This is a genomic window from Rhizobium sp. Root1203, from assembly GCF_001424945.1.
GTDB lineage: Bacteria > Pseudomonadota > Alphaproteobacteria > Rhizobiales > Rhizobiaceae > Rhizobium.
Genome location: NZ_LMCW01000025.1, coordinates 1 through 22635, shown reverse-complemented (window position 1 = coordinate 22635; position 22635 = coordinate 1). Strand labels below are relative to the sequence as shown.

At 56.8% G+C, this 22635-nt stretch carries 24 protein-coding genes and 5 pseudogenes; 23 read left to right on the top strand and 6 right to left on the bottom strand.

All coding sequences use genetic code 11. The features are described 5' to 3' along the window. Window positions 1–4: 4 nt before the first annotated feature. From ASC97_RS22465 to ASC97_RS33255, 9 genes and pseudogenes are all read left to right on the top strand, one after another. Entirely contained in the window at window positions 5–2440 is a 2436-nt protein-coding gene (locus ASC97_RS22465; RefSeq protein WP_057470574.1) for a conjugal transfer protein TrbE, read from the top strand. Continuing rightward, window positions 2433–3242 carry a P-type conjugative transfer protein TrbJ gene (trbJ, locus tag ASC97_RS22460; RefSeq protein WP_057470573.1) on the top strand — a complete coding sequence of 270 codons (810 nt, stop codon included), beginning with the start codon at window positions 2433–2435 and terminating at the stop codon, window positions 3240–3242. Before ASC97_RS22465 ends, trbJ begins: the two co-directional genes overlap by 8 nt. Then, window positions 3239–3442, top strand: a complete 204-nt coding sequence (gene trbK / locus ASC97_RS22455) for an entry exclusion protein TrbK (protein WP_057470572.1) — start codon at window positions 3239–3241, stop codon at window positions 3440–3442. Before trbJ ends, trbK begins: the two co-directional genes overlap by 4 nt. Then, on the top strand, window positions 3436–4617 hold the full coding sequence (trbL, locus tag ASC97_RS22450) for a P-type conjugative transfer protein TrbL (protein WP_057470571.1): 1182 nt from the start codon (window positions 3436–3438) through the stop codon (window positions 4615–4617). The genes trbK and trbL overlap by 7 nt, the downstream gene beginning before the upstream one ends. 21 nt (window positions 4618–4638) lie before the next feature. Further along, on the top strand, window positions 4639–5301 hold the full coding sequence (locus ASC97_RS22445; RefSeq protein WP_057470570.1) for a conjugal transfer protein TrbF: 663 nt from the start codon (window positions 4639–4641) through the stop codon (window positions 5299–5301). A 14-nt stretch (window positions 5302–5315) separates the two neighbouring features. Then, a complete protein-coding gene (gene trbG / locus ASC97_RS22440; RefSeq protein WP_057470569.1) occupies window positions 5316–6146 on the top strand; it encodes a P-type conjugative transfer protein TrbG in 831 nt (276 codons plus the stop codon). A gap of 3 nt (window positions 6147–6149) precedes the next feature. Next, entirely contained in the window at window positions 6150–6596 is a 447-nt protein-coding gene (trbH, locus tag ASC97_RS22435) for a conjugal transfer protein TrbH (RefSeq protein WP_057470568.1), read from the top strand. A gap of 15 nt (window positions 6597–6611) precedes the next feature. Beyond that, window positions 6612–7910, top strand: coding sequence for an IncP-type conjugal transfer protein TrbI (trbI, locus tag ASC97_RS22430; RefSeq protein ID WP_057470567.1), 1299 nt, complete (start codon window positions 6612–6614; stop codon window positions 7908–7910). A gap of 7 nt (window positions 7911–7917) precedes the next feature. After that, window positions 7918–8205, top strand: a pseudogene (locus ASC97_RS33255) (transposase); the annotation flags it as partial. Window positions 8206–8506: 301 nt separating this feature from the next. On the opposite strand, the gene ASC97_RS22425 reads toward ASC97_RS33255, so the two are convergent. Then, on the bottom strand, window positions 8507–9052 hold the full coding sequence (locus ASC97_RS22425) for a hypothetical protein (protein WP_057470566.1): 546 nt from the start codon (window positions 9050–9052) through the stop codon (window positions 8507–8509). A 623-nt stretch (window positions 9053–9675) separates the two neighbouring features. Here ASC97_RS22425 and ASC97_RS22415 point away from each other — a divergent pair. Both ASC97_RS22415 and ASC97_RS22410 read left to right on the top strand, forming a co-directional pair. After that, window positions 9676–10290 (top strand): hypothetical protein, encoded by a 615-nt coding sequence (locus ASC97_RS22415; protein WP_057470564.1) that lies wholly within the window; start codon window positions 9676–9678, stop codon window positions 10288–10290. A gap of 260 nt (window positions 10291–10550) precedes the next feature. Continuing rightward, entirely contained in the window at window positions 10551–10955 is a 405-nt protein-coding gene (locus tag ASC97_RS22410) for a hypothetical protein (protein WP_057470563.1), read from the top strand. A 273-nt stretch (window positions 10956–11228) separates the two neighbouring features. On the opposite strand, the gene ASC97_RS22405 is transcribed toward ASC97_RS22410, so the two are convergent. Together ASC97_RS22405 and ASC97_RS22400 are read right to left on the bottom strand one after the other, a co-directional pair. Continuing rightward, on the bottom strand, window positions 11229–12086 hold the full coding sequence (locus ASC97_RS22405; RefSeq protein ID WP_057470562.1) for a GNAT family N-acetyltransferase: 858 nt from the start codon (window positions 12084–12086) through the stop codon (window positions 11229–11231). 248 nt (window positions 12087–12334) lie between these two features. Further along, window positions 12335–13075 carry a hypothetical protein gene (locus ASC97_RS22400; RefSeq protein WP_057470561.1) on the bottom strand — a complete coding sequence of 247 codons (741 nt, stop codon included), beginning with the start codon at window positions 13073–13075 and terminating at the stop codon, window positions 12335–12337. Window positions 13076–13321: 246 nt separating this feature from the next. Here ASC97_RS22400 and ASC97_RS22395 point away from each other — a divergent pair, with 246 nt between their 5' ends. The 9 genes and pseudogenes from ASC97_RS22395 to ASC97_RS36305 all read left to right on the top strand — a co-directional run. Continuing rightward, window positions 13322–13591: a metalloregulator ArsR/SmtB family transcription factor gene (locus ASC97_RS22395; protein WP_200959525.1), complete on the top strand. Its 270-nt coding sequence runs from the start codon at window positions 13322–13324 to the stop codon at window positions 13589–13591. Beyond that, a complete protein-coding gene (locus ASC97_RS22390; protein WP_057470560.1) occupies window positions 13588–14241 on the top strand; it encodes an SdpI family protein in 654 nt (217 codons plus the stop codon). The genes ASC97_RS22395 and ASC97_RS22390 overlap by 4 nt, the downstream gene beginning before the upstream one ends. Before the next feature lie 45 nt (window positions 14242–14286). Beyond that, a complete protein-coding gene (locus ASC97_RS34140) occupies window positions 14287–14430 on the top strand; it encodes a hypothetical protein (RefSeq protein WP_156390420.1) in 144 nt (47 codons plus the stop codon). A gap of 145 nt (window positions 14431–14575) precedes the next feature. Beyond that, a pseudogene (locus tag ASC97_RS34920) lies at window positions 14576–14852 on the top strand (formylglycine-generating enzyme family protein); the annotation flags it as partial. A 1-nt stretch (window position 14853) separates the two neighbouring features. Next, window positions 14854–15322, top strand: a 469-nt coding sequence (locus ASC97_RS34915; protein WP_274534164.1) for a formylglycine-generating enzyme family protein, incomplete at its 5' end; no start/stop codon positions are given. Window positions 15323–15494: 172 nt separating this feature from the next. Continuing rightward, window positions 15495–15971 carry a GNAT family N-acetyltransferase gene (locus ASC97_RS22385; RefSeq protein ID WP_244481544.1) on the top strand — a complete coding sequence of 159 codons (477 nt, stop codon included), beginning with the start codon at window positions 15495–15497 and terminating at the stop codon, window positions 15969–15971. Between the two features lie 102 nt (window positions 15972–16073). Next, entirely contained in the window at window positions 16074–16748 is a 675-nt protein-coding gene (locus ASC97_RS35505) for a hypothetical protein (protein ID WP_244481543.1), read from the top strand. A 433-nt stretch (window positions 16749–17181) separates the two neighbouring features. After that, window positions 17182–17406 (top strand): transposase, encoded by a 225-nt coding sequence (locus tag ASC97_RS35500; protein WP_244481542.1) that lies wholly within the window; start codon window positions 17182–17184, stop codon window positions 17404–17406. Window positions 17407–17493: 87 nt separating this feature from the next. Further along, window positions 17494–17712 (top strand): annotated as a pseudogene (locus ASC97_RS36305) (IS3 family transposase); the annotation flags it as partial. A 116-nt stretch (window positions 17713–17828) separates the two neighbouring features. Here the strand turns inward: ASC97_RS36305 and ASC97_RS33235 are convergent. Then, a complete protein-coding gene (locus tag ASC97_RS33235; protein WP_244481546.1) occupies window positions 17829–19025 on the bottom strand; it encodes an MFS transporter in 1197 nt (398 codons plus the stop codon). A 143-nt stretch (window positions 19026–19168) separates the two neighbouring features. Here ASC97_RS33235 and ASC97_RS36300 point away from each other — a divergent pair. Then, window positions 19169–19294 (top strand): annotated as a pseudogene (locus ASC97_RS36300) (transposase); the annotation flags it as partial. Window positions 19295–19581: 287 nt separating this feature from the next. On the opposite strand, the pseudogene ASC97_RS36295 reads toward ASC97_RS36300, so the two are convergent. Both ASC97_RS36295 and ASC97_RS22365 read right to left on the bottom strand, forming a co-directional pair. Continuing rightward, window positions 19582–19638, bottom strand: a pseudogene (locus ASC97_RS36295) (hypothetical protein); the annotation flags it as partial. A gap of 236 nt (window positions 19639–19874) precedes the next feature. Further along, window positions 19875–20786, bottom strand: coding sequence for a LysR family transcriptional regulator (locus tag ASC97_RS22365; RefSeq protein ID WP_057470557.1), 912 nt, complete (start codon window positions 20784–20786; stop codon window positions 19875–19877). A 116-nt stretch (window positions 20787–20902) separates the two neighbouring features. Between ASC97_RS22365 and ASC97_RS22360 the strand changes: the two genes are divergently transcribed. Both ASC97_RS22360 and ASC97_RS22355 read left to right on the top strand, forming a co-directional pair. Next, window positions 20903–21355, top strand: coding sequence for a carboxymuconolactone decarboxylase family protein (locus ASC97_RS22360; protein ID WP_057470556.1), 453 nt, complete (start codon window positions 20903–20905; stop codon window positions 21353–21355). Between the two features lie 106 nt (window positions 21356–21461). Next, entirely contained in the window at window positions 21462–22490 is a 1029-nt protein-coding gene (locus tag ASC97_RS22355) for an IS110 family transposase (RefSeq protein WP_057470555.1), read from the top strand. Window positions 22491–22635: the final 145 nt, after the last annotated feature.

The following is a 22635-nucleotide window of genomic DNA, read 5'->3' as shown; positions in this document are numbered from 1 at the left end:
CGCGATGGTCGCTTTACGCACATTTCGATCGACTGGTCCATCATTCTCCGACCTGGTTCCTTATGCGGGCCTTGTCGACAACGGGATCCTTCTACTGAAGGACGGTAGCCTGATGGCCGGGTGGTACTTTGCCGGTCCGGATTCCGAAAGCGCGGCTGATTTCGAGCGCAACGAGCTTTCCCGTCAGATCAACTCGATCCTTTCGCGACTGGGTACTGGCTGGATGATCCAGGTCGAGGCCTTGCGAGTGCCGACGACGGCATACCCGTCTGCTGAACGCAGCTATTTTCCAGACAGCGTGACGCTGCTTATCGACGACGAACGCCGCAGGTATTTTGCGCAGGAGCGTGGGCACTTCGAAAGCCGGCACGCGCTTATGCTGACATATCGACCACCCGAACGACGCCGGTCGGGCCTGACCCGCTACATCTACTCGGATACTGAGAGCCGCTCAGCGAAGTATGCGGACACCGCTCTCGATGCGTTTCGACGCTCGGTCCGGGAGATTGAGCAGTATCTCGGCAATGTTCTCTCGGTACAGCGCATGCAGACCCGAGAGGTCCCCGAACGGGATGGTGCTCGCGTTGCGCGCTACGACGAGCTTTTCCAGTTCATTCGGTTTGCCATCACCGGCGAGAACCATCCCGTCCGCCTGCCAGAAATCCCGATGTACTTGGACTGGCTCGCAACGGCAGAGCTGGAGCATGGACTGACGCCGCGAGTCGAAGGCCGATTTCTCGGTGTGATCGCGATCGATGGGCTTCCGGCCGAGAGCTGGCCGGGAATCTTGAATAGCCTCAACCTGATGCCGCTGACTTACCGCTGGTCGTCGCGCTTCATTTTCCTCGATGCGGAGGAAGCCAAGCAGCGCCTGGAGCGGACCCGCAAGAAGTGGCAGCAGAAGGTCAGGCCGTTTTTCGACCAGCTATTCCAGACGCAGTCCCGGTCGGTCGATCAGGATGCGATGGCCATGGTCGCCGAGACCGAGGATGCGATCGCTGAAGCCTCATCTCAATTGGTGGCCTACGGCTATTATACTCCTGTTATCATTCTCTTTGACCAAAGCCGCTCGGCGCTGCAGGAGAAGACGGAAGCGGTTCGTCGCCTCATCCAGGCGGAAGGCTTCGGCGCCCGCATCGAGACGCTGAATGCGACCGATGCTTTTCTCGGTAGCCTGCCGGGCAATTGGTACTGCAACATCCGCGAACCGCTGATCAACACCCGCAATCTGGCTGACCTTGTTCCGCTGAACTCTGTCTGGTCAGGGCAGCCCGCCGCCCCATGCCCGTTTTATCCGCTCGATGCGCCGCCGCTTATGCAGGTGGCGTCCGGCTCGACTCCCTTCCGACTAAACCTGCATGTCGACGATGTCGGCCATACCTTGATTTTCGGGCCAACTGGCTCAGGCAAATCGACACTCCTCGCGCTGATCGCGGCGCAATTTTGCCGCTACGAGAAGGCGCAAGTCTTTGCCTTCGACAAAGGCAATTCGATGCTTCCCCTCACGCTTGGCGTCGGTGGTGACCACTACGAGATCGGTGGCGAGAGCGGGGAGGGGGCCAGCCTTGCCTTCTGCCCCTTGTCCGAACTTTCGACTGACGCCGATCGAGCCTGGGCCTCCGAGTGGATCGAGACCCTAGTCTCGCTTCAGGGCGTGACGATTGCGCCAGACCATCGAAACGCGATTTCGAGGCAGATTGGATTGATGGCCTCGGCCCCCGGCCGTTCTCTGTCGGATTTCGTCAGTGGCGTCCAAATGCGCGAGATCAAAGATGCCCTCCATCACTACACGGTCGACGGCCCAATGGGTCAACTCCTCGATGCGGAACAAGATGGCCTGACGCTTGGGCGCTTCCAGTGCTTCGAGATCGAGCAGCTGATGAATATGGGCGAGCGCAATCTCGTGCCCGTTCTAACCTATCTCTTCCGACGGATTGAAAAACGGCTCGATGGTTCGCCAAGCCTCATCGTTCTGGACGAGGCATGGCTGATGCTCGGCCATCCTGTGTTCCGCGACAAGATCAGGGAATGGCTCAAGGTGCTGCGCAAGGCGAACTGCGCCGTCATTCTCGCGACCCAATCTATCTCCGACGCCGAGCGCTCGGGCATCATCGACGTTTTGAAGGAATCATGCCCGACGAAGATTTGCCTTCCGAATGGCGCGGCCCGCGAGACCGGCACCCGCGAATTCTACGAGCGGATTGGCTTCAACGAGCGACAGATCGAGATCGTCGCGAACGCCATCCCGAAACGCGAATACTACGTGACGTCGCCCGACGGCCGCCGGCTTTTCGACATGTCTCTGGGTCCGGTCACTCTCTCCTTCGTCGGCGCTTCTGGCAAGGCCGATCTAGCCCGCATCAGGGCGCTCTCGTCGACCCACGGCCACGAATGGCCGGGTCAGTGGCTCATCGAAAGGGGGATCAACCGCAATGAGTGAAGCAGTCCAGTTTTTGAAGCTCAGCAAATCGTTGGTGACGGGGTTGGTCGCCGCCGGCCTTACCGCAACGCCCACGGCTTCCTACGCAGGAGGCGCGGTTACCGGCGCGACCGAGATGACGCAGATGCTCAACAATGGTGAGCTTATCCATCTCGTGGGTCAGTCGACTGAACAGATCAATAATCAGATTAGACAAATCACGCAGCTTGCCGAGCAGATCCAAAACCAGCTCAATATCTATCAGAACATGCTGCAGAATACGGCCCAGCTTCCGAACCATATCTGGGGCCAGGTCGAAGATGACCTGAACCGGCTGCGCGATATCGTCAATCAGGGTCAGGGCATCGCCTTCTCCATGGGCAACGCCGACGATCTTCTGAAGCAGCGCTTCAAAAGCTACGCGGACCTGAAGACAAGCCTGCCGAACGCCGAGAGCTTCTCGTCCACCTATCAGACGTGGTCAAACACGAACCGCGACACGATTTCCAGCACGCTCAAGGCCGCAAGCCTCACCGCCGATCAGTTCGACAGCGAAGAGGATACGATGGGCAAGCTGCGATCAATGTCGCAATCGGCGGATGGCCAGATGAAGGCGCTTCAGGTCGGCCACCAGATCGCCGCCCAGCAGGTCGCCCAGATGCAGAAGCTCCGCGGCATTGTTTCCCAGCAGACGACGATGATGGGAACTTGGTTGCAGAGCGAACAGACTGACAAGGATCTCGCACAGGCGCGTCGCGAGAAATTCTTCAATGCCGACATCCAATCCATTCCCTCTGGACAGAAAATGGAGCCTCGCTGGTGACCCGCCCCGCATTGATCGCCTCTGTTTGCATCGGGATCGCAGGAATTGCTGCGATCGCCACTGTCGTTCTGATCCGTGGAGAGAGCTTCGCTGCGCCGCAGATGAGTGAAGAACAACGAGCAACACGTGAGAAGTTCTTTGGCACGGGCAAGGCGCTCCCACCGATCGAAAAGGGTCAGGAGATGCGCCCGAGATGGTGAAACGCGGTCGCAGAAGCACCATCCTGGTTGCGGGTATCGCCTTTCTCGCGATGGCGGTGCCGGCTCTCGCCCAGCAAGGCCAAGTTCTGACGGAATTGGAAAATCAGGTCTCGACTGCCGCCAAGGGGTGGGAAACTACCGTCATGGATGCGGCTAAATCACTGTTCTGGATCCTCGCGGGCATCGAGGTCGGCATAGCTGCCGTGTGGCTCGCGATCCAGGCATCATCGCTGGACAGCTGGTTTGCCGAGCTCGTCCGCCGCATCATGTTCATCGGTTTTTTCGCTTTCGTTTTGACGCAGGGCCCAACCTTCGCCAGGGCAGTCGTCGACAGCCTGTTTCAAATCGGCGCTGGTGGCGGCTCTGCATCTCCGGCCGAAGTCTTCGACGCCGGCATTCGCGTCGCGTCGCAGATATCAGAACAGGCGAAGTTCGGCGTCTTTGAGGACAATGCCCTGGCGATCGCCGCGGTGCTTGCTATGGGTATTGTCGTCATCTGCTTCTCACTCGTTGCGGCAATCTTCGTCTCGGTCATGGTCGAGATGTATGTCGGCCTGCTGGCAGGCATGATCATGCTCGGGCTCGGAGGCTCCTCCTTCACCAAAGACTTTGCGATCCGCTATCTCGTTTATGCCTTCGGCGTAGGGATGAAGCTGATGGCCTTGGTCATGATCGCCAAGATCGGCTCAAACGTCCTGCTTGGGCTCGCGCAGGCTCCGACAGCCGAAAGCGACCAGTTTATTACCACACTCGCGATTGCTGGCATCTCCGTCGTCGTCTTCATCATCGCGATGTACGTCCCGAACATCATCCAGGGCGTCGTGCAAGGGGCTTCGGTCGCCGGCGGGATGGAGACAATTCGCCACGGTGGACAGGCGGCTTCGTTCGCGGCGGGCGGCGCTTTCCTCGGCGCTGGCGCCGTTGGAGCCGGCTTTGCCGCTGTACAATCAGCTCGAGCCGGTGGGTCCTCGGCTGCAGGATCTGTACTCAGGGGCATGGGCGCAAGTTTCAGCTCCGGTGCCATGGCTGCCGGATCCGCTGCCAAGGAGAAGGCGATCGGCTCACCCGGTGCCTATGCCGGCTCCCTTCTCGGCTTGGCCAACGCCAAGCTCGATCAGGCAAGGGGCAATCCTTCAGCTCCGCCACCTCCTCCGGAAAGACCGGACAAACCATAATTCACGGACAGGATCACACACATGGCAGGGCATCCCGCACCTGAGAACCCGTACCTTGCTGCACGGCAGGAATGGTCAGAACGCTACGGCTCCTACGTCAAAGCTGCCTCCGCCTGGAGAGCCGTTGGCATCTTGAGCTTGGGAATGGCCGTAATCGGCTTCAGCTACGCGCTCTATCTCAGCACACAGGTCAAACTCGTCCCTTACATTGTTGAGGTCGACAAGCTCGGCAACACGGTTTCCGGTGGCTTCCCGCAGCAGATCGAATACGCGGATACCAGAGTCGTCCGAGCGACGCTTGGGAACTTCGTGACCAGCTTCCGCTCGATCACACCGGATGCGGTGGTCCAGAAGCAATATATCGACCGCACCTATGCCCTGCTGCGAACAAGCGACGCCTCGACGCAAAAGGTCAATGCATGGTTTCGCGGCAATTCGCCGTTCGAAAAGGCGGTCAACGCGACCGTGGCGATCGAGGTGAACAACATCGTCGCGCTTTCGAACCAGACCTATCAGATCGACTGGACCGAGTATGAACGCGATCGAAAAGGCAAGGAGGTCGCGACCCGACGCTTCCGGGGCATCGCGACCGTGTCGATCACGTCACCACAAGACGAAGCAACAATCCGGCTCAATCCGATCGGCGTCTATGTGACCGATTTCGACTGGACCGCACAACTTTGAGGGCAGGATCTGCGATGAGGATCAAACAGAAACGCGTCACTCTTCTCTGCATGCTGGCGCTTGCCGTATCGACTGAGGTCTCATCCTCGGCCATCGCGCAAAGCCTGACGGGCAACGAGGCAAAGGGGACGAACCTGTCCGGCAAATGGCGAGGGCAGGCCGGACTGGTGACACGTGGACCGGACGGCAAGGTGATCTTTCTCTTCGGTGAGACGCAGCCGTCTGTCGTCTGCTCGCCTTTGCAGGTCTGCGACATCGAGCTGCAGGGTGGCGAAATCGTCCGCGACGTCCTCGTCGGTGATACCGTACGGTGGAAGGTCGAGCCGGCAACGTCGGGCGCCGCCGGTGGACAGGCAATCCACCTGATCGTCAAGCCATCCGAGCCGGGGCTTGTGACGTCCATGGTGGTGACGACCTCACGCCGCACGTATCATATCCAGCTGAAATCGCATCCCACGCAATACATGGCCCGGGTGGGGTTCGAATATCCCGAGGATGCCGCCACAAAGCTCTCAGATATCAATGCTCGCATCCAGTCAATGACCGGCCCGGAGGGCGGTGTCGCGCCGGAACAGCTTGCCTTCTCCTATTCTTTGAGCGGAAGTGCACCGTGGCGGCCAAAGCGGGTCTATTCCGATGGGCAGAAGACTTACATCCAGTTTCCGCGGGCGGTTTCCGGACAGGACGCGCCGGTTCTTTTCGTTGTCTCGGGTGGCCAGAACCGGATCGTCAATTATCGGATGAAGAAGGACATGATGATCGTCGACTATAATATCGACAAGGCGATCTTGATTGCCGGGGTCGGCTGGAAACAGCAGAAGATCACCATCCGGCGGGGAGGGTGATCCATGCAGCTCTTTCGCCTCATTCCGATTGTCCTGGCCCTAGGCCTAGCCGGATGCCAGACGGCAACCGACCGCCTGTCCACCAGCGCTGCACCTACTGACGTCACCGGGCCCGCCGCGGGCGCTATCGCCGGCGACATGGCAGGACGGTTCGCCGAGCAAGCCGGATCGACGACCGCTCCCATCAAACTGCACAAGGACACGTCTGAATTCTCCGTCGCACTCGAAGCCGCTTTGAAAGGGTGGGGCTTTGCCATCGTCACCGATGACAAAAGCGCAAGCTCAAAGGATGCGCCACAGCCGGTGGAGCTGGCCTACTCGATCGCTGCCGTCGACGGACAAGTGCTGGCGCGCCTTTCGACTGACACGATGGAGCTCGGCCGGGCGTATTCGGTCAGCAATGGCGTGGCGACGCCGGCAAGCCCCCTATCCCTCATGAAGCGAAACTGACAGGCGGAGACGATAATGGTCCAATCGCTGCAACTGGGAACGTCCAATCAGTCTGCTGACGAGAAAGGAATGAAGCGCCTAAATCGCATGCCCCTGTTCGTCGGCATCGGCATCCTGGTTCTGTTCTTTGCCGTTCTCGTTTACGGCCTGTCCTCACGTGGCCTGAGGTTTGGGCAGCATGACCCGAACGAAAACCAGTCCGGCACGCCGGCTTCGACCTTCGCCGATCAGCTGAAGCGGGGTGTCAAAGATGGAATTATCGGCGACCGGGAGGAACAGCAGCCGGTGTTTCAGCCAACCCCGGTCCCGCAGCAGCAGGAAGCTGCCCGCCCGGTGGAGACAGAACCGAAGGTCGAACCACGGGAGCCCCGCAGGTCCCGCATGGAATCGGATGAGGAGTGGAATGCCAGGATGCTTCGCGAACAGCGGGAACAGATCTTTCGTGAACAGCAGCGCCAACGCATGGCGCGCCTTCAGGCAAGGGGAGCTGCCCTCGACTCCCCGTTGAAAGTCGACATCGCCGACGCCTCGGCGCAAGCGCCAGGCGCCGCGTCCGCCGCACCGCGTCGATCGAACAGCGCGACGAATGGCTCGCAGGATCTATATGCCGCAGCTTTGAGAGCGGGCGCTGCGGGTCAGGTCGATCAGAATGGACAAGCGTCCAAGGAAGATTTCTTCAATGCAGATATCAAGGATCTCGGCTACCTGCCCAATCAGGTCGTGCCTCAGCAGTCACGTTACGAACTGAAACGGGGTTCGGTAATACCCGCGACACTGATATCAGGTATCAATTCCGATCTGCCGGGCCGCATCACTGCCCAGATCAGCCAGAACGTCTATGACAGCGCGACCGGGCACTACACGCTTGTGCCGCAAGGCACGAAGCTTCTTGGTCGTTACGACAGCAAGGTGTCGTTCGGCCAGAACCGCGTCCTCGTCGTCTGGACCGACATTATCTTCCCCAATGGTTCGACCCTTCAGATCGGCGGTATGGCCGGGACCGACGCGGAAGGTTATAGCGGTTTCAACGACAAGGTCGATAACCACTATGTCAGGACCTTCGGCTCGGCCGCGCTCGTCGCGCTGATTGGGACGGGGGTAGACATGTCGATGCCTGAGAGTTCAACGCTTGCCACGCAGGACTCGGCCTCAGACGCCGCGCGTCGGAATTTCGCCGAAACTTTTGGACGTGTCGCCGAGCAGACCATCTCGAAAAACCTCAATGTCCAGCCGACGATCAAGATCAGGCCAGGATACAGGTTCGATGTGCTCATAGATCAGGACATCATTTTCCCGGGCAACTACGGGGGTTAAAGTCCGACACTTCGGATTAACACCGCGACGCTTCCAATCTGGTGAAAAAGATAATCCTGGCCGCATCTCACACGCCGGTGACGCCGATGCACGCGCAACGCTCTACGCTGCGGCCAACGCGATGCTCATGTCATCGATCGCTTGGAGCAGCTTGAAAGCATGGGGTATGCGCCTCATGAAAACCAAAGGAAGGCGGTGAGCCATCGTCGCTGTTGCGCGCAAAATTGCTGTCTTGCTCCATCGCATGTGGATCGACGGCACAGAGTTCCGGTTCGGATCGGAGGCTGCAGCATGAACTAAGACAGCCAAAGATTCCGATCCTGGCCGGATCGTCCCATGCGGACGACGGGATGGATGAAGCCGATTATGTCCGCTGCGCTTCGAGCGCGTCCCTAAGCGAGGCTTTCCAGACCCTGATCCCATGCATGCGTGCAGCGGCTCTAAACGAAACGGAGCCAATAGACTGCGAAGAGAAGCGTAACTCGCGTGAACGATCAGGCCATCAAGGATCAGAAAGAAAGAGCTTGACCCAAATCCCCGATTAGAGAAGGGGACATCCCAGCGGCCAGAGGTTTGGTGATATCAATCCACACGGCCTAAGGCTGCGGATGAACTTTAAGAAGTTCCCCCACCTTTTTGCCCAGCTCACTTGAATATTGCGTTATGAACGCTCCCGCACATGCCTTTTCCCCAATCGTCAAAGCGTCAAGCGGGAGTAGCAGTAGGCGATTCTCGTAATGCGTGGAGAGCGTATCCACCCTTCCAAGGCCGAGGATATAGCGACCAGGTGCGAGGGTGTCGGACGGGCCGGCGGTCCCTGGTAGCCAATATATGGCGAACTGTGCTGGTAGTTTTCCCTTGAGGACGTCATCTATCTCGAGGTCGAGTCTGCCATAAGATATCGATTTGTAATCCTTCGCACGGAGCCGCCTACTAGGAGACGTTTCGAGCAACCGCCTTGTTCTTTCCGTAGCAATGGGATCAGCTACTGCCTCGTAGTTAGTGACGCGGCCGACGATGATGATTTCGGCCGTGGTGAAATCCGAAGGGTGCAGCGGTTTCGATACAAGACAGGCCATAGCTGGCGAGCTGGCGACGAGCACGGCCATATGGGTTACAGCGATCGTTTGAAGGTATTTCATGATCACTCCATTTCCTGAATAATCGATGCCGTCACTACCGATCACCAGCCCGACGAGGCCACTGGACTTAGTTTGCAATTGCTGCTCTCGGCCCGAAGCGGCCTTCAGGCATCACTCGCGATTTCGGCGATGGTAGTCGTGATCCAAGTCTTTCCAGACGTAGAACCCATTCCAAAGACCAAGCCAGGCCGACAACGCTCCGAAAGAGTCACCGTTTATAATCTGAGAGATTGAACTTTCTCCGTGCGAGGGGTCGACTTTCTTCGCCCAAACACCGATGAGGGCCGTCATCCACCAGCCCGCAATTATAAGCGCCGCAAAGGGCCAGACATATACGATGGCCGCAAGGCAAATAATCAATATCGATCTATAGATGTTGAGTTTCGACATTCGACTCCCATCTGAAGGGCAAAATTCGCGGCGACTTTGGGCTACTCGAAATTATCATAAGTTGCAACGATCCGTGAAATATGAACTGCCCTTGGCGCAATCCTGCCAGGGCGGCGGTCGGCCCGAAGCAGACTTCTTCCGACATTTGAATCATCGCCTTAATCAGTCGAAAACGAGCGGCGGCTATACCTGAGGATCGGCGCTGGTTGCAAGCAGGTGGAGGACGGGGCACGATGAGAGTTCGGTTTTGCTATGCGATTTTGTTGTTAGGTACGACGCTGCTTCCACGAGTTTCAGTGGGAGAGACGTGGACAATTGAAGGGCCGAACAACGCCACAATTTCTGTCGATTCGGCGTGCGTTAAGCGAAATGATCCAACCGTTCTCAGCGACACGGATCATGAAACACGTCCGGTCTGGATTGACTGCGAATTTGCAGGTAAGCGGGTGACCCTGATGATGGTTGGGCTTTCCAGGGTTCTCACAAATTACAACGACTTTTCAGCCGATAAGGCTGACAACCTATTCGACGAGATCACCGTTGGTACTGACTGGTACCCATTGAGGGAACGGTTATCGTTCTTCGGTGGATCGTCTAACAGCAGCTTTACTCCTGTCGCCAGGATACACTCGGATGGATGGATATGTCCCGACACGAAGAAGGGGTGCGGACCTCCTGAAAGAGTCGTAGATTTAAAGGTCATTGGGAGCCAGGTCGCAACCGTTGCGCTTTTGACAATAGGCGACTTTGAAAAAGGCGAGGTGAAACAAGCCGATGGAAGGACAATCGGGGTTCGTTGGCGTTTTCCCGAGCCTGTCGGAAAGATGATTGCGACTTTCAGTTTTTAAAACAAATCGCGGATTTAAATACTGCCATCGTAACCGTGTGAAAGGCTTGCGGAGATTATTACATACCGACAGGCCGCCAAAGTGAACGAACGCTATAACGCGACAATCATGCAAATCGTCATCGGTGCATTGAAGGAGCTGGAGAAGGACAACGATGTCATCCTTCTCGCACTGGCCGTCAGCTTGCGATATCAATCGCGTCTGGCAGTTCCAACTCGTGTGTCGAGAGTTGTGAAGTGTAGTAGAGCGGTGGAGGGTAGATGATCACATTTCCTACGGTCATTGCCTGTCTATTGGGAATCGTCGTCTTTATTTTGACCGCCACCTCGACGGGACGCCGCCGCAAGCGGGGCCGCATGGGTCCTCGCGCATTTCAAGCCAGAATGGCGGCACCAATCTTTCTTTCGGTACTCGGCATTCTAGCCCTGACAATCACCAAGGTGGAATTCTTAGAAGATGTCGGAGGGACGTTTATCGTGTTGCTGATCCTGTTTGCTGTCTTCTCAAGCTTCACGGTTCCATTGGTGCTTTTCTTTTGGCTCGTCATTTTCGCCGTTGCTCAATGGACGAATGTGTTCGCGCTGATCGTCATTCTCTCCATGGGAGTGGCTATCGGTCACACCACAGGCTTCTTGCTTGGAAGCCGAAGGATCGACGATGAGTGACCATCTATTTTTTTCCCATCGCTGCTGATTGCGTTCTGTATCGCAGCTTGTCATGCTTCGCTATTTTGGGAAGTTTGCGGCGATAGTGACACGGTGCCGGATATAGCATCTCGGCTATCGAAAAGAATATTCCTGGTCGTGTGAGTTTTGTGCTGTTTGCTTTTTCGCCAGCCACGCACGTTCTTGGGGATTGCTTTGACGGGAGATTGATGCCCGCAAATGGTCATCCCAAAATGAAAACCTCGTCCGCTGTCGACCCTAAGCTGACTTTGCCTAAATTCTCATGTCGGATAACATAAAGGCGTGCCCCTCTGGAGCAAACGGACCGCGCACCATGTATCCATTGTCGACATGCTGTTTTTCGTAAGGCTGCCAAGACAAGCAATCCGGCGTCAAATGCACCTCCAATTGCTGGCCGGTGAAGGCGATTGCACCGACGACTTCATCGACGGAAGGTATTTGTGGGGCGACAATATCGAGGATGACCAGAGAAGATGCATCCTCCTTGATAGCGACCACTGCGTTTATTTCTGAGAGGTGGATTAACCTGATCTCAGGCGTCAAGTGCGCTCTCAGCATGAACAGCGCCGGATGGTCACACGCCGAGGCCAGTCTCGACGTTGGTGCCCGGTTGGAAAAAGCATGATTGAGAAGTGCGAGGTCGTCGTCGCTGTCCAAAGATAGCTCACGGCCGGTCGCTGTCGAGGAGCGCGGAACAAGTGTTGAAATGAATCGGGTTTCCTCGACTTGGCGAAACCCAAAACGCCTGTATAAATCGGGTGTCCCAGTTGCAAGGATAACGAGTTCTGACCGCTGATCAGCGTAGTGCAGAGCCCGTATTATCAGGTCATTAAAAAGCCCTTTCCTACGCCATTCTGGGCGCGTGGCAACAGATTGAACGCCGAACGCAACGACCTGCTGACCTGCAAGCCAGAGCCGCCGCTCATAAAGGCTCACATTCGCAACCAGACGCTCCCCCTTCCACCAGCCGAAGGCGACAACGCTTGGATCGTGGCCAAAGCGATCAACAGCCGTAATGTCAACGTCGAAGACATCGAGGATCAGAGCGCCCAGTTCGCTCAAGCCATCTTGGGAATGGGCATAATCTGATCGAAAAAGAAGGTCATGCACACTGCTGCTCCATGCCGCCGTAGCTGTCACAACCTATAAATCAATACAATTTCGTCGATTCCCGCAATGGCCGCTTCTGGCTCAATCTTGCCGTAACGGCTTTCGGCCCTATGCGGACTTCAGTTCGACGAAACTTGAGGAGCGACTGCCATTTCTCCATGCAGCGAGTAGCTTTTCGACGGTTGCCTCAGCGCCGTCCTCGGATTGCAACGGCACACCCGTTCGAGCGGGAAGCTTCGTCGCCCCGGCTACGAAACCGGGCGCGAAAATCTCGTAGGAGGCACTTCGAGACTTTCACGACGTTGCGAAACAAGGATGTGCCTCAATGCGCCCGCAAAGACCAACAGGAGCAACCAGAGCGCGGTCGTGAGGGTCATGAAATGCGTCCCGATGCGGACGTAGAGATAATGTTGGGGAAACATAGTAATGCTCTGCGGGCTGATCAGCCTAAGTCCGCCAATCCACGCAAGTGTCACAAAAAGCGGGATGCACATGACGACGCCGATGATCGCAGATAAGGCCGCGCTCACATGGGCCATCTTCCAGCTCCTTCGCGGTGGTTCACTTCCGTTCTCGTCGGAGCCTTTCCAGAGTGAGAGGAAGGTAACGAAGGCGAAGAAGAAGATCAGCGTTATCGGCCATTGGAACGACAGGATTCCCAAGGAAAAGCCCACGGCCCAGGAATTCAGGCCTGTCATCAGAACGTCACGGGCGGCAAGCAGCCAGAAAAGCGACGCGACAACCCACCAAGAACTCAATCCAGCGCGTCTGCAGCGAGCGGATATGACGGTCAGCATTGCGGTGCCGTATATTAGGACGCTGAGCATCCGACCGTATAACCCGAAAACGAGCCCGACTGCTCCACAGGTGTCCGGCGCACAGTGGGTCGCGCGTGCGAAGGCAACCAGCAGAAATGGGAAGCCAAGGATAAATGCGACCATCGCGGCCGTGAGCATGCTGGTGTAGGTGGCAAACCGTCTGCGCGGCATGGGCGTTCTCCCTATTCCACGCAAACATAACGCGAGTGAGTTACGCTATTGAAAAAGTGAAACCTTCACATTTAGGAGAACGGTTCGGATAGTGTTCACCATGTTGATCTCGGAGATGCGACCGCATGATCTCAGCCAGCCGCTTTCCTACCGATTGTCATCTTTCCCCCAGCCGGAACCGACCCATCTATCAGCGCTCCACGAATTAGTCTTGACTCTAATTAGATTTATCTCTAATTAGAGTCAATGACGATCAATGCCATTTTCGAAGCTCTGTCCCATCCTGTCCGTCGGGAGATCCTTCGCTTGCTCCGAGCGGGGCCTTTTTCTGCAGGGGATCTGGCCAATCGTTTCGACCTAACCAAACCGACGCTATCGGTGCACTTCGCCAAGCTCCGAGAGGCCAATTTAGTCACCGTGGAGCGGCGGGGCAACAGCCTGATCTATCACCTCAACATCTCCATCCTCGAGGAGGCTCTCTCCGCCTTTCTCGCTTTCCGGGAGCCTAATTTATGAAATCCTATGTCAGCCCGCTTGTTCTGGCGCTCTTCATACTCACTCTTGTCACGACTGTAATCGGCTATCTCGTGGTTCCAGCCGGGATCTCGCTCCCCGTCCACTGGGGACCCAATGGTGAGGCCGACGGCTTTGCCCCCAGGGACATCGCGCTGGCAATGCCGATACTCGTTCTTGCCGCTGTTTGGGGTCTCTTCCTCGCGATCGCCCGTTTTGCGCCGAGCTGGCAGGTCGAGCGAAGCCGCGCTATGTCCCGCGCCGCGCTCGGAATGCTAAGCGGCATTTTCCTTTGCGTCGCTGTCGTTACCGTGCTCAGCGGGATAGGTACCAAGGTCGACATTGTCCGCGCGCTTTCGCTTGGGGTGGCGGGCTTGCTGGTCGTCCTAGGCAACGCTATGCCAAAGTCACAGCCCAACAGCTTCGCCGGCCTTCGCACCCGCACGACATTGGCAGACCCTGTCAACTGGCACGAGACCCATCGATTCACTGGGCTCCTATCTATCGTCGGCGGCATCGTGCTCGCCATCGCCGCATTTATGGCCCCGGTCAATCTGCTGATCTGGTGGATCATTGTCTGCGTGATTGTCCCCATCACTGCTGGGCACATCTACTCCTATCGCCTCGCGAAGCTCAGAGCAAGAGTCGGTTAATCCGTCCGCGGGAAAGTTCGACCGCATCACCATGACCTTGCCGTCGTGGACGCGCCCGTTGCGCACGGCGGTATGCTTCTCAAGGATCATCGCGTGGTTGGCTATGTGCGGGTCGAGCGCTTGAAGAGCCGCGGCAACTGGCTTACGCTCCATGCGCGCCTGGTCACGCGGGACGACGCTGACGGGTGATGTCACATAAACGCGGCGTCAGTGAATTGGGCATAGAGACGGTTGGGTGAAGAATCCTGCCGGGATTTTCGCGACATGGTAGTTTTTGCGAGTAAGATTTTCACGGAAGAGGGAAACGTTGGATTTAGAGACTTTTAGCCAGCATATGGTGGCCGTTGACGGCGGGACAATCGCGTTGCGCGATGACCGAACCGGGAAGTCATGGAGTGTGGCTATCTTGCCGTTTCTGATTTGCCGCTATCCGGTAACGCAGTCGCTCTACAGTCAGGTGATGAGTGGAGCGCCGTTATCAACAGCGACGGACCATCATCCGGTCGAGACTGTCTCGTGGCTTGATGCCGCTCGCTTCTGCAATCGGCTATCGGCAACGACAGGGTTGTCGGAACGCTATGTTTTTGCGGCAGATGGCAGGGATGCGATCGNGGTCTCGTGGCTTGATGCCGCTCGCTTCTGCAATCGGCTATCGGCAACGACAGGGTTGTCGGAACGCTATGTTTTTGCGGCAGATGGCAGGGATGCGATCGCTGTGGTGGCGAGTAACGGATTTCGCTTGCCCAGTGAAGCTGAATGGGAGCTCGCCTGCCGAGCCGGGACAGCGCGCGCGCGCTACGGTCCAATCGATGGCATCGCGTGGTATAGGGAGAACTCAGAAGGTAGCACTAGGCCGGTAGGAAAAAAGCGCCCCAACGATTGGGGGCTCCATGATATGTTGGGGAATGTCTGGGAGTGGTGCGAAGATGTTTATGATCCTGCCGTCTACGGTACGTATCGTATCTTTCGTGGCGGAGGATGGGCTGACGATGAGCGCGGGTGCCTCGTGACAAATCGACGACGAAGTCATCCAACTTTTTCTATAGATGACCTCGGGTTTCGCATCGCGAAATCGCGCTGATGATTTGACTTTGCTGTATCCACACCATGTTCGAGCGGCTCCCCCGGAAGTGTTTCTTTTGTCGCGAAAGTCCTACAGACCGTGTGAGAAGTCGATTATATAAACCGGATCTGCTATTTATTGGCAATTGTCGAGCCCGCCGCGAATTATGGTCCGTCTCCTCGTCACATATATGGAACAAGTTGAGCCCCCGCATGGTGCTGCTTTGTCACCGCCGGTTGCGGGTGCGCGCATCGCGAAGGAAAGTCCTGATGCTGAAGATTATCTTCAGCTCTGTCAATGCGTAGGTGCAACCCTGCAATGGGATGAGCGTCTCCGAATGCCAAGGAACGAACTTTCGACGTTCTTGCGCAGCCGTTCCACCGCGCTCTACATTTTACGGCACGACGGGCAAGCACTCGGACTGTGCGAGTTCGATGGTTTTGGTGAGAGGGAGGTAGAGCTAAAACACTTTGGCCTGATCCCCGCTGCTCAAGGCCGTCGTCTAGGACCGTATCTGTTGGATTGGTCCCTCCGAGCTATGTGGAGCGACGGACCTGACCGCATATGGCTTCACACGGACACCAATGACCATCCGAAAGCAAAATCCACCTATGAACGCATCGGGTTCAAATCCTATGCCGAAGTGTGGGAAGAATTTCCGGACTGATGACGAGTCCAGAACCGGCACCCGACAGGGATTCTCCCAGGTGGAACATCATGGTAGAATCTGACGCATCTCTCCGGAACAGACCGCTCGCAGATTTTGCTCTTGCCCGAGGCAGTGGACGACTATGTCGGGCCGGACAATCCAGTCCGTTTCGTCGAAGCTTTCGTAGACCAACTGGACTTGGCGTCGGCCGGTTTCATCCGTGTGGCGGCGAAGGTGACGGGTCGACCCGGATACAATCCGGCTGACCTTTTGAAGCTCTATATCTATGGCTATCTCAACCGGGGTGCGGTCGAGCCGGCGGCTCGACTGCTTCGGCATCTGAAGCCTGACTTCAAGACGATCGCTGATTTCCGTCGCGACAACCGCACCGCCTTCCGTCAGGTGTTTCGCGAATTCGTGCTGCTATGCCGGCAACTCGACCTTTTCGGGCGTGAGCTTCTGGCGGTCGATGGCACACGTATCAAGGCGGTGAACAACAAGGATAAGAACTTCACGCGAGGCGCGTTTTCAAAGTTCATCCGAGAGGCCGACGAGAAGCTGGTCGGCTATATGAAGCGGCTCGACGAGGGCGATGCAGACGAAGATCGATACGGCAATTGTGGTTCGGGCCGCGGCAATGGCAAACTCGCGGAGAAGATCGCCGCGATCAAAGGCAAAAGGGACCGGCACAAGGCGCTTCTGGATGAACTGGATCGCACTGGCGCCGACCAGATATCGATGACCGATCCAGACAGCAGGGCGATGGCCCGCATGACGAAAGTTGGCGTCGGTTAGCTGATCGCCGAGCAGGAGGTCAGCAACCAGGTTCTCGACATGGGGCTTCTCGCGCCAACGGTTTAGGCAGCAATGGAAACGCTTGATGTCGATGCGATAGAGGCGGTTGCAAATCGGGGGTACTTCAAGATCGAAGATATCGAGGCCTGCGAGAAGGCCGGGATCACCGCTTACGTGCCAAGCCGATTCGCGGCCCCGCTGTTCGTGAAGGTTTCTTCCCAAAGGAAGCATTCCGCTACGATCCCGAGAATGACGCCTATATTTGCTCCGATGAACAGATCCTGTCATCGCGTTACGAAAGCAAATCGCGCGACAATGTGAAGATTGACTACAGCAACCGCGATGCCTGCAAGGTCTGCACCCTGCGTCAGCGCTGCACCAACAGCTTCCGGCGTGTCTCACGGTTGGAGAACGAAGCGGTATACTTGGTCGCATGGCGGCAAGACTTGCCGCCCTACTCGAAGTTCTCGATCGGCGGCGCGAGTGCGTCGAGCATCCGTTCGGCACCATCAAACAATGGATGAACCAGGGCACCTTCCTCATGCGGCGGCTGGAGAACGTCCGGGGCGAGTTCAGCCTGACCGCGCTCGCCTATAATATCAGGCGGGGCATCACCCTTATCGGTGTTGCGGGCCTGATCGCGGCTGTCCGAGCATGAGAGGCCGTACTTCCTCGCCAAATCCACCAGTTGCAGACGAAAATCGCCTCAGAACTCTATAGCGAAGACGGTCGATGTCCGCACGCTAAAGCTCTGGAAAATCAGAACGCCAAGCTGAAGAAGCTGCTGGCCGAGCCAATGCTGGATAATGCCATTTTGAAGGATGTCGCTTCAAAAAAGAAAGGCGACGCCCGGCGGGAAGCGGGATGCTGTGGCTCATGCCTGGGGAAGCATGGTGTTAGTCAGCGTCGGGCGTGCGCAGTTTTGTCGGTTGATCGGTCGAGCATGCGGTATCGCAGCATTCGTCCCGCGAAGCTGTTCAGAAGAGCCAAGCCGCCTCTAAGTTGGAAGGCCGTGTTTTTTGTACAGACGCTTCACACCTTGGCCAATTCGTAAGCAGTCAGATCTTTTGAACGACCCGCCTACGATCGGCTCAGTTCGCCGGAAAGACGTTTCGCAATTCGGCCGATGACGATAAGCGCTGCTGTCGTCCCCGCGAGTGCGCAACCGGCAACCATGTTGCCTTGAATGCTGAATCTCTCGTTGAGAAACCCGCCAGCGAGTGCTCCCACCGCGATCGAAATCTGAAAGACACTGACGAACGCCGCTCCGCTGATTTCGTGGCGATCCTGAGCGGCCGTTAGCAACCAAACCTGCAAGCAGATGGGAATACCTCCAAACGCAATTCCCCACACGATTATACTGAATGCGGCCACTAGAGAGCTGTGAGCAAGGGTAAGCGCAAGCAATGAAAGACCTAGTAGAATTGAGTACAATAGCGCCATTTTCCGAAAATACTTTTGTACGTATTCTCCAGCTATGGTGTTTGATATAAGTCCTGCGCATCCAAAAGCAAAGAACGCCCATGGAGAAATTCCATTAGGTACTTGCAATTCCCCCATGAGAGAAGCGAGGAAAGTGTAGGCAATGAAATGGCCCGAAATTAAAAGAGAGGTTGCGACCAGCCCCTCGGCGAAATTTGGTATGCGGAGAAGCTCCCAAAGAGAAGAATAATGGAATTTGTTCTGTGGTTGCAGTTTTGGAAGCAAAAACAATTGGGCTAGTGCGATCGAAATCGCGATGGTGCCGAAAACCAAGAGAGCTGCTCGCCAACTTTGTGCCTGTATAATGACGGACGCAAGCGGCAACCCGATGACGCTGCCGGCTGAAGCTCCGCCGAACACGATCGCAATTGCTCGACCTGTTTGATGCTGTGGCACCAACCTCGCGGCGGAAGTCGCTCCGATCGACCAGAAGCCACCGATAGATATTCCAAGAACTAACCGACCTAACAAAAAAAGCGTGAGACCACCACTAAATGCGCCGACCATATCGGCAACAAACGTAAGCAGCATCATTGCCAGCAGTAGCGTCTTTCGGTCTGCTTGTGACCAACAGAAAAGAGGTGCCGCGATGGCCGCCGCGAGAGCCGGAAGCGTTACTGCAAGGCCAACTGATCCCGGGTCTACTCCATAATCCCGAGCTATGACAGGAAGAGCAGCGATCGGCGCGAGTTCACTCGATACCAGAGTAAAGGTTCCGAAGCATAGTGACCAAACTCCCCCCCATCCTCGTGACTCTTGTTGCTGCGTTGCATTTTTAAATATCTTTTTGTTCACTTCATTTACTCCGAGCGTTCGTGTCGCAATGCGATTGAGCCAATCGGCGTGGCACTCACGCCGTAACTCTCTACCGCGGGAGAGTGTTGGCGATAAAAGCACCAGGTAAACCACCCGAATCTTGCTGACCTTGACCTGATGAGGTGGACGACCTCCGCTCGGGCACCGCTGTGCCAATTCTCGGTGTTCTGCGTGAGCAGGAGCCCGGTACGAAGACGGCGAACCTTTGCCGCAAGCACGGGATTTCAGAAGCGACGTTTTGCAACTGGTAAGCCAATTGCGGCGGCACGGAAGTCTCCGTGGCGAAGTGCGTGAAAACGCTTGAGGAAGCTGCTGGCCGAGTAGACGCTTGATACCGCCTCACTTCGCAGGGTTCTTGAAGAAATGTATGGTCCGCCCCGTCCGTGCGAAGGTGCGTGACATCGGAAATGACGATTCCGGCTGCATAAATGTATCCGGCCTCTCGCAATTGGGCCTCTTTCGCAGCCCTTCGATCCAAATAGCGAAAGCAGGATCGCGCACTGTGCAACAGCAGTTTGCGCACATAGCGGTTTCCCCGCTTGCTGGTACCGAGAAGCAGTTGCTTGCCGCCGGTCGAGCGTTCTCGTGGCATAAGGCTCAGCCACGCGTCCAGATCGCGAGCCTTTTGGATTTTCGACCGGTCCCGACGACCGCCGGAAGTGCGGGTGCGCTCCAAGCCGACGCGCAACATCTTTCGATCGGCGATGGCCTTGATCTAACCTGCGTAGGCACAAACTCCGCGAAGACAGCAGCGGCAAGGAACCTCACGACGGTGTGTGGAGGAACCTGGGTTGGATCGGACGCTATCCCGCGAAGACTTATTGTTCATCAAGCTCTAGGCATGGGCCGCACAAGTGATTCACCGAAGTTCTCAATAATGAAATCGACGAATGTCCTGATTTTTGGAGCGAGCTTCCGGTCGGAGTGCCACATTACTTGCGTTGGACGAACATCCGCCTCATGGGTGTCCAGTATCCGTATAAGGCGGCCGGCTTGTAAGTCGTGGGCGACGAGAATTTCTGGCTGCATGATAAGCCCAAGCCCGCTCAACGCCGCTTGTCTGAGCGCTTCACCACTATTCGCGCTCAAAGCGATGGCGACAGGAACCGTGCTCTCCCCGTCTGGACCAGAAAGGCGCCATCGTGCCGAGGCAATGGGATTTGCAAAGCCGATGCACGCGTGGTTCTTTAGGTCGTCTGGACGAAGAGGATATCCGCGCTCCCTGAGATAGGCGGGCGAAGCACAAAGGATCGACCGGTAGGGGCCGAGAGTTCGAGAAATCATAGTTGAGTCAGCAAGCGAACCCACGCGAACGACAACATCGGCGCCGCTTTCTATTACGTCTGCGATCTTGTCACCGACAACGAGTTCAACCTGGACTTCTGGGTAGCGGGTCAGGTACGTTTTAATAATTGGTGCGAGCGCATGCGCGCCAAACGACACAGGGGTCATCACCCTAATATGTCCGCTGACGTTCGTGGAAACGAAAGCACCCAGAGCTTCGACTTCGTCCAGGTCACTCAGAATCTTGCGGCAGCGTTCGTAGGCCAGCCGTCCCAATTCCGTTAGGCTCTGGCGGCGTGTGGTGCGATTGAGAAGCCGTCCCCCCAACCAAGCCTCAACGGATCGCACGTGCTGACCAACCATTGTTGGCGAAATACGGAACTCTTGAGCAGCCGCGGTGAAGTTGCCCAGTTCGGTGACGCGCGTAAAAACAGTAATGCTCTGCAACCGGTCCAATTGCAAACTCCTACTTCGATAAATTCAAAACCCGGAGCAGTTTATCGGTGGTCTCCGTCGTTTTACAAGAGGTTGTTCCACCAGAATGGCTGGCGGAAAAATACGGGAGACCCCTAATGCTGAATAACATCGATGCGAGGGAAAAAGGGATGGCTCTTTTAAAGGCGCTTCATGGTGATGGCGCGGCTCAGGCTCTGGTCAAAGACATGGAAGGGCTTTGTCCCGAATTCGTCGATATGTCGATCGAATGGGCACTCGGGGGCATCACGGTCAGACCGGGGCTCGATCTGGTTACGCGCGAACTAGTCGTCGTTGCCTCGTGCGTTACACTGGGCCATCCGGTGACGCAACTGCGCGCTCATACCCATGCGGCATTTGCAGCAGGAGCTACTCGCCAGCAAATCATCGAGACCATTTTGCAGCTAACGTTTTACGCTGGAGGGGCGGCCGTACGGAATGGGCTCGTCGCGATCCGCGACATTCTTGGTTCTCCGTCCCCTGTTGTCCATAGCGCTGTGGAGCATGAAGGTAGCGGCGCGACCAATGACGAAGATCGCCGTAAGGACTAGGCGGCTGCGCAAGGGCTCTGTTGATGGCATGGATGCCCCCTCCCGCCGGCATCGCAATGTGCCAATGTGATGGGCGTTGAAGACATCACAGAAAGAGAGAGCATCCATGTCGGAAGTTACCATCATTGGAATTGACTTGGCAAAGCGCGCCTTCCAATTCCACGGCGCAGGCTCAAATGGGTCAGTCTTGTTTCGTAAGAAACTTTCCCGGGGTCAGGTTTTGGCTTTCGTTGCCGGGCAGCCCAGGTGCGTTGTAGCGATGGAGGCCTGCGCGACTGCCCATGGCTGGGGTCGCGAGTTCGAGAAGCTGGGGCATGAAGTGCGGCTGATCCCACCTGCGTATGTGAAGCCGTTCCTCAAGCGCCAAAAAAACGATGTGGCCGATGCGGAGGCTATCGTTGAGGCGGCGTTGCGGCCGACAATGCGCTTTGTGGCAGTGAAGACGGAAACACAGCAGGCCCGCGCTATGCTGTTTCGCACCCGGCAGATGTTTGTTGGGCAGCGCACCCAGATGATCAACGCCTTGCGTGGACACCTTGCAGAGCATGGTCTGGTTGCGGCCCGAGGTCCTGCCCATCTCAAGCGGCTCGCGGACGCGATCGCAGATTATGACTCCGTACTGCCTAAAGAGGTTCGGGAGCTCGGTCAGATGTATCTGGAGCAGATCGATGGTCTGACCGCTCGAGTTGCGGACCTTGATGAAAAGATGAAGCGCGCTGCCAAAGAAGCCGATTTGGCGCGGCGTGCGCAAACCATGCCGGGCGTAGGCCCTGTAACGGCACTTGCGATCGAGACATTTGCACCCGACCTGGCCACCTTCCGGTGTGGGCGCGATTTTGCCGCCTGGCTCGGGCTCGTGCCAAAACAGCACTCAACGGGCGGCAAGGTCCGGCTCGGGAAGACTTCGAAAATGGGGCAGCGCGACATCCGTTCCCTTCTCGTCTCCGGTGCGATGGCCGTGCTGCAGGCGGTCGAGCGTTTTGACACGCCGAATAATGGCTGGCTGAAGCGCTTGCTTGCCCGCAAGCCACGCATGGTCGCTGCGATTGCGCTGGCAAACAAAATGGCGCGTGGCCTCTGGGCCATGATGACGAAAGAAGAGGATTACCGGAACCCGGTGGCGGCGATGGCATAGCGTATCGCGCTTGCCATCGCGTCCCGGTACGTTGGGGGTGTGAGGATGCTGCGCGACAATCAGGATGAGAATGCGCGTCAATCAAGATGAGAATCTGTCAGCCCTGTTGGAACGTAGGGAGGGCGTAGCCCGACCGGAGTTCCAG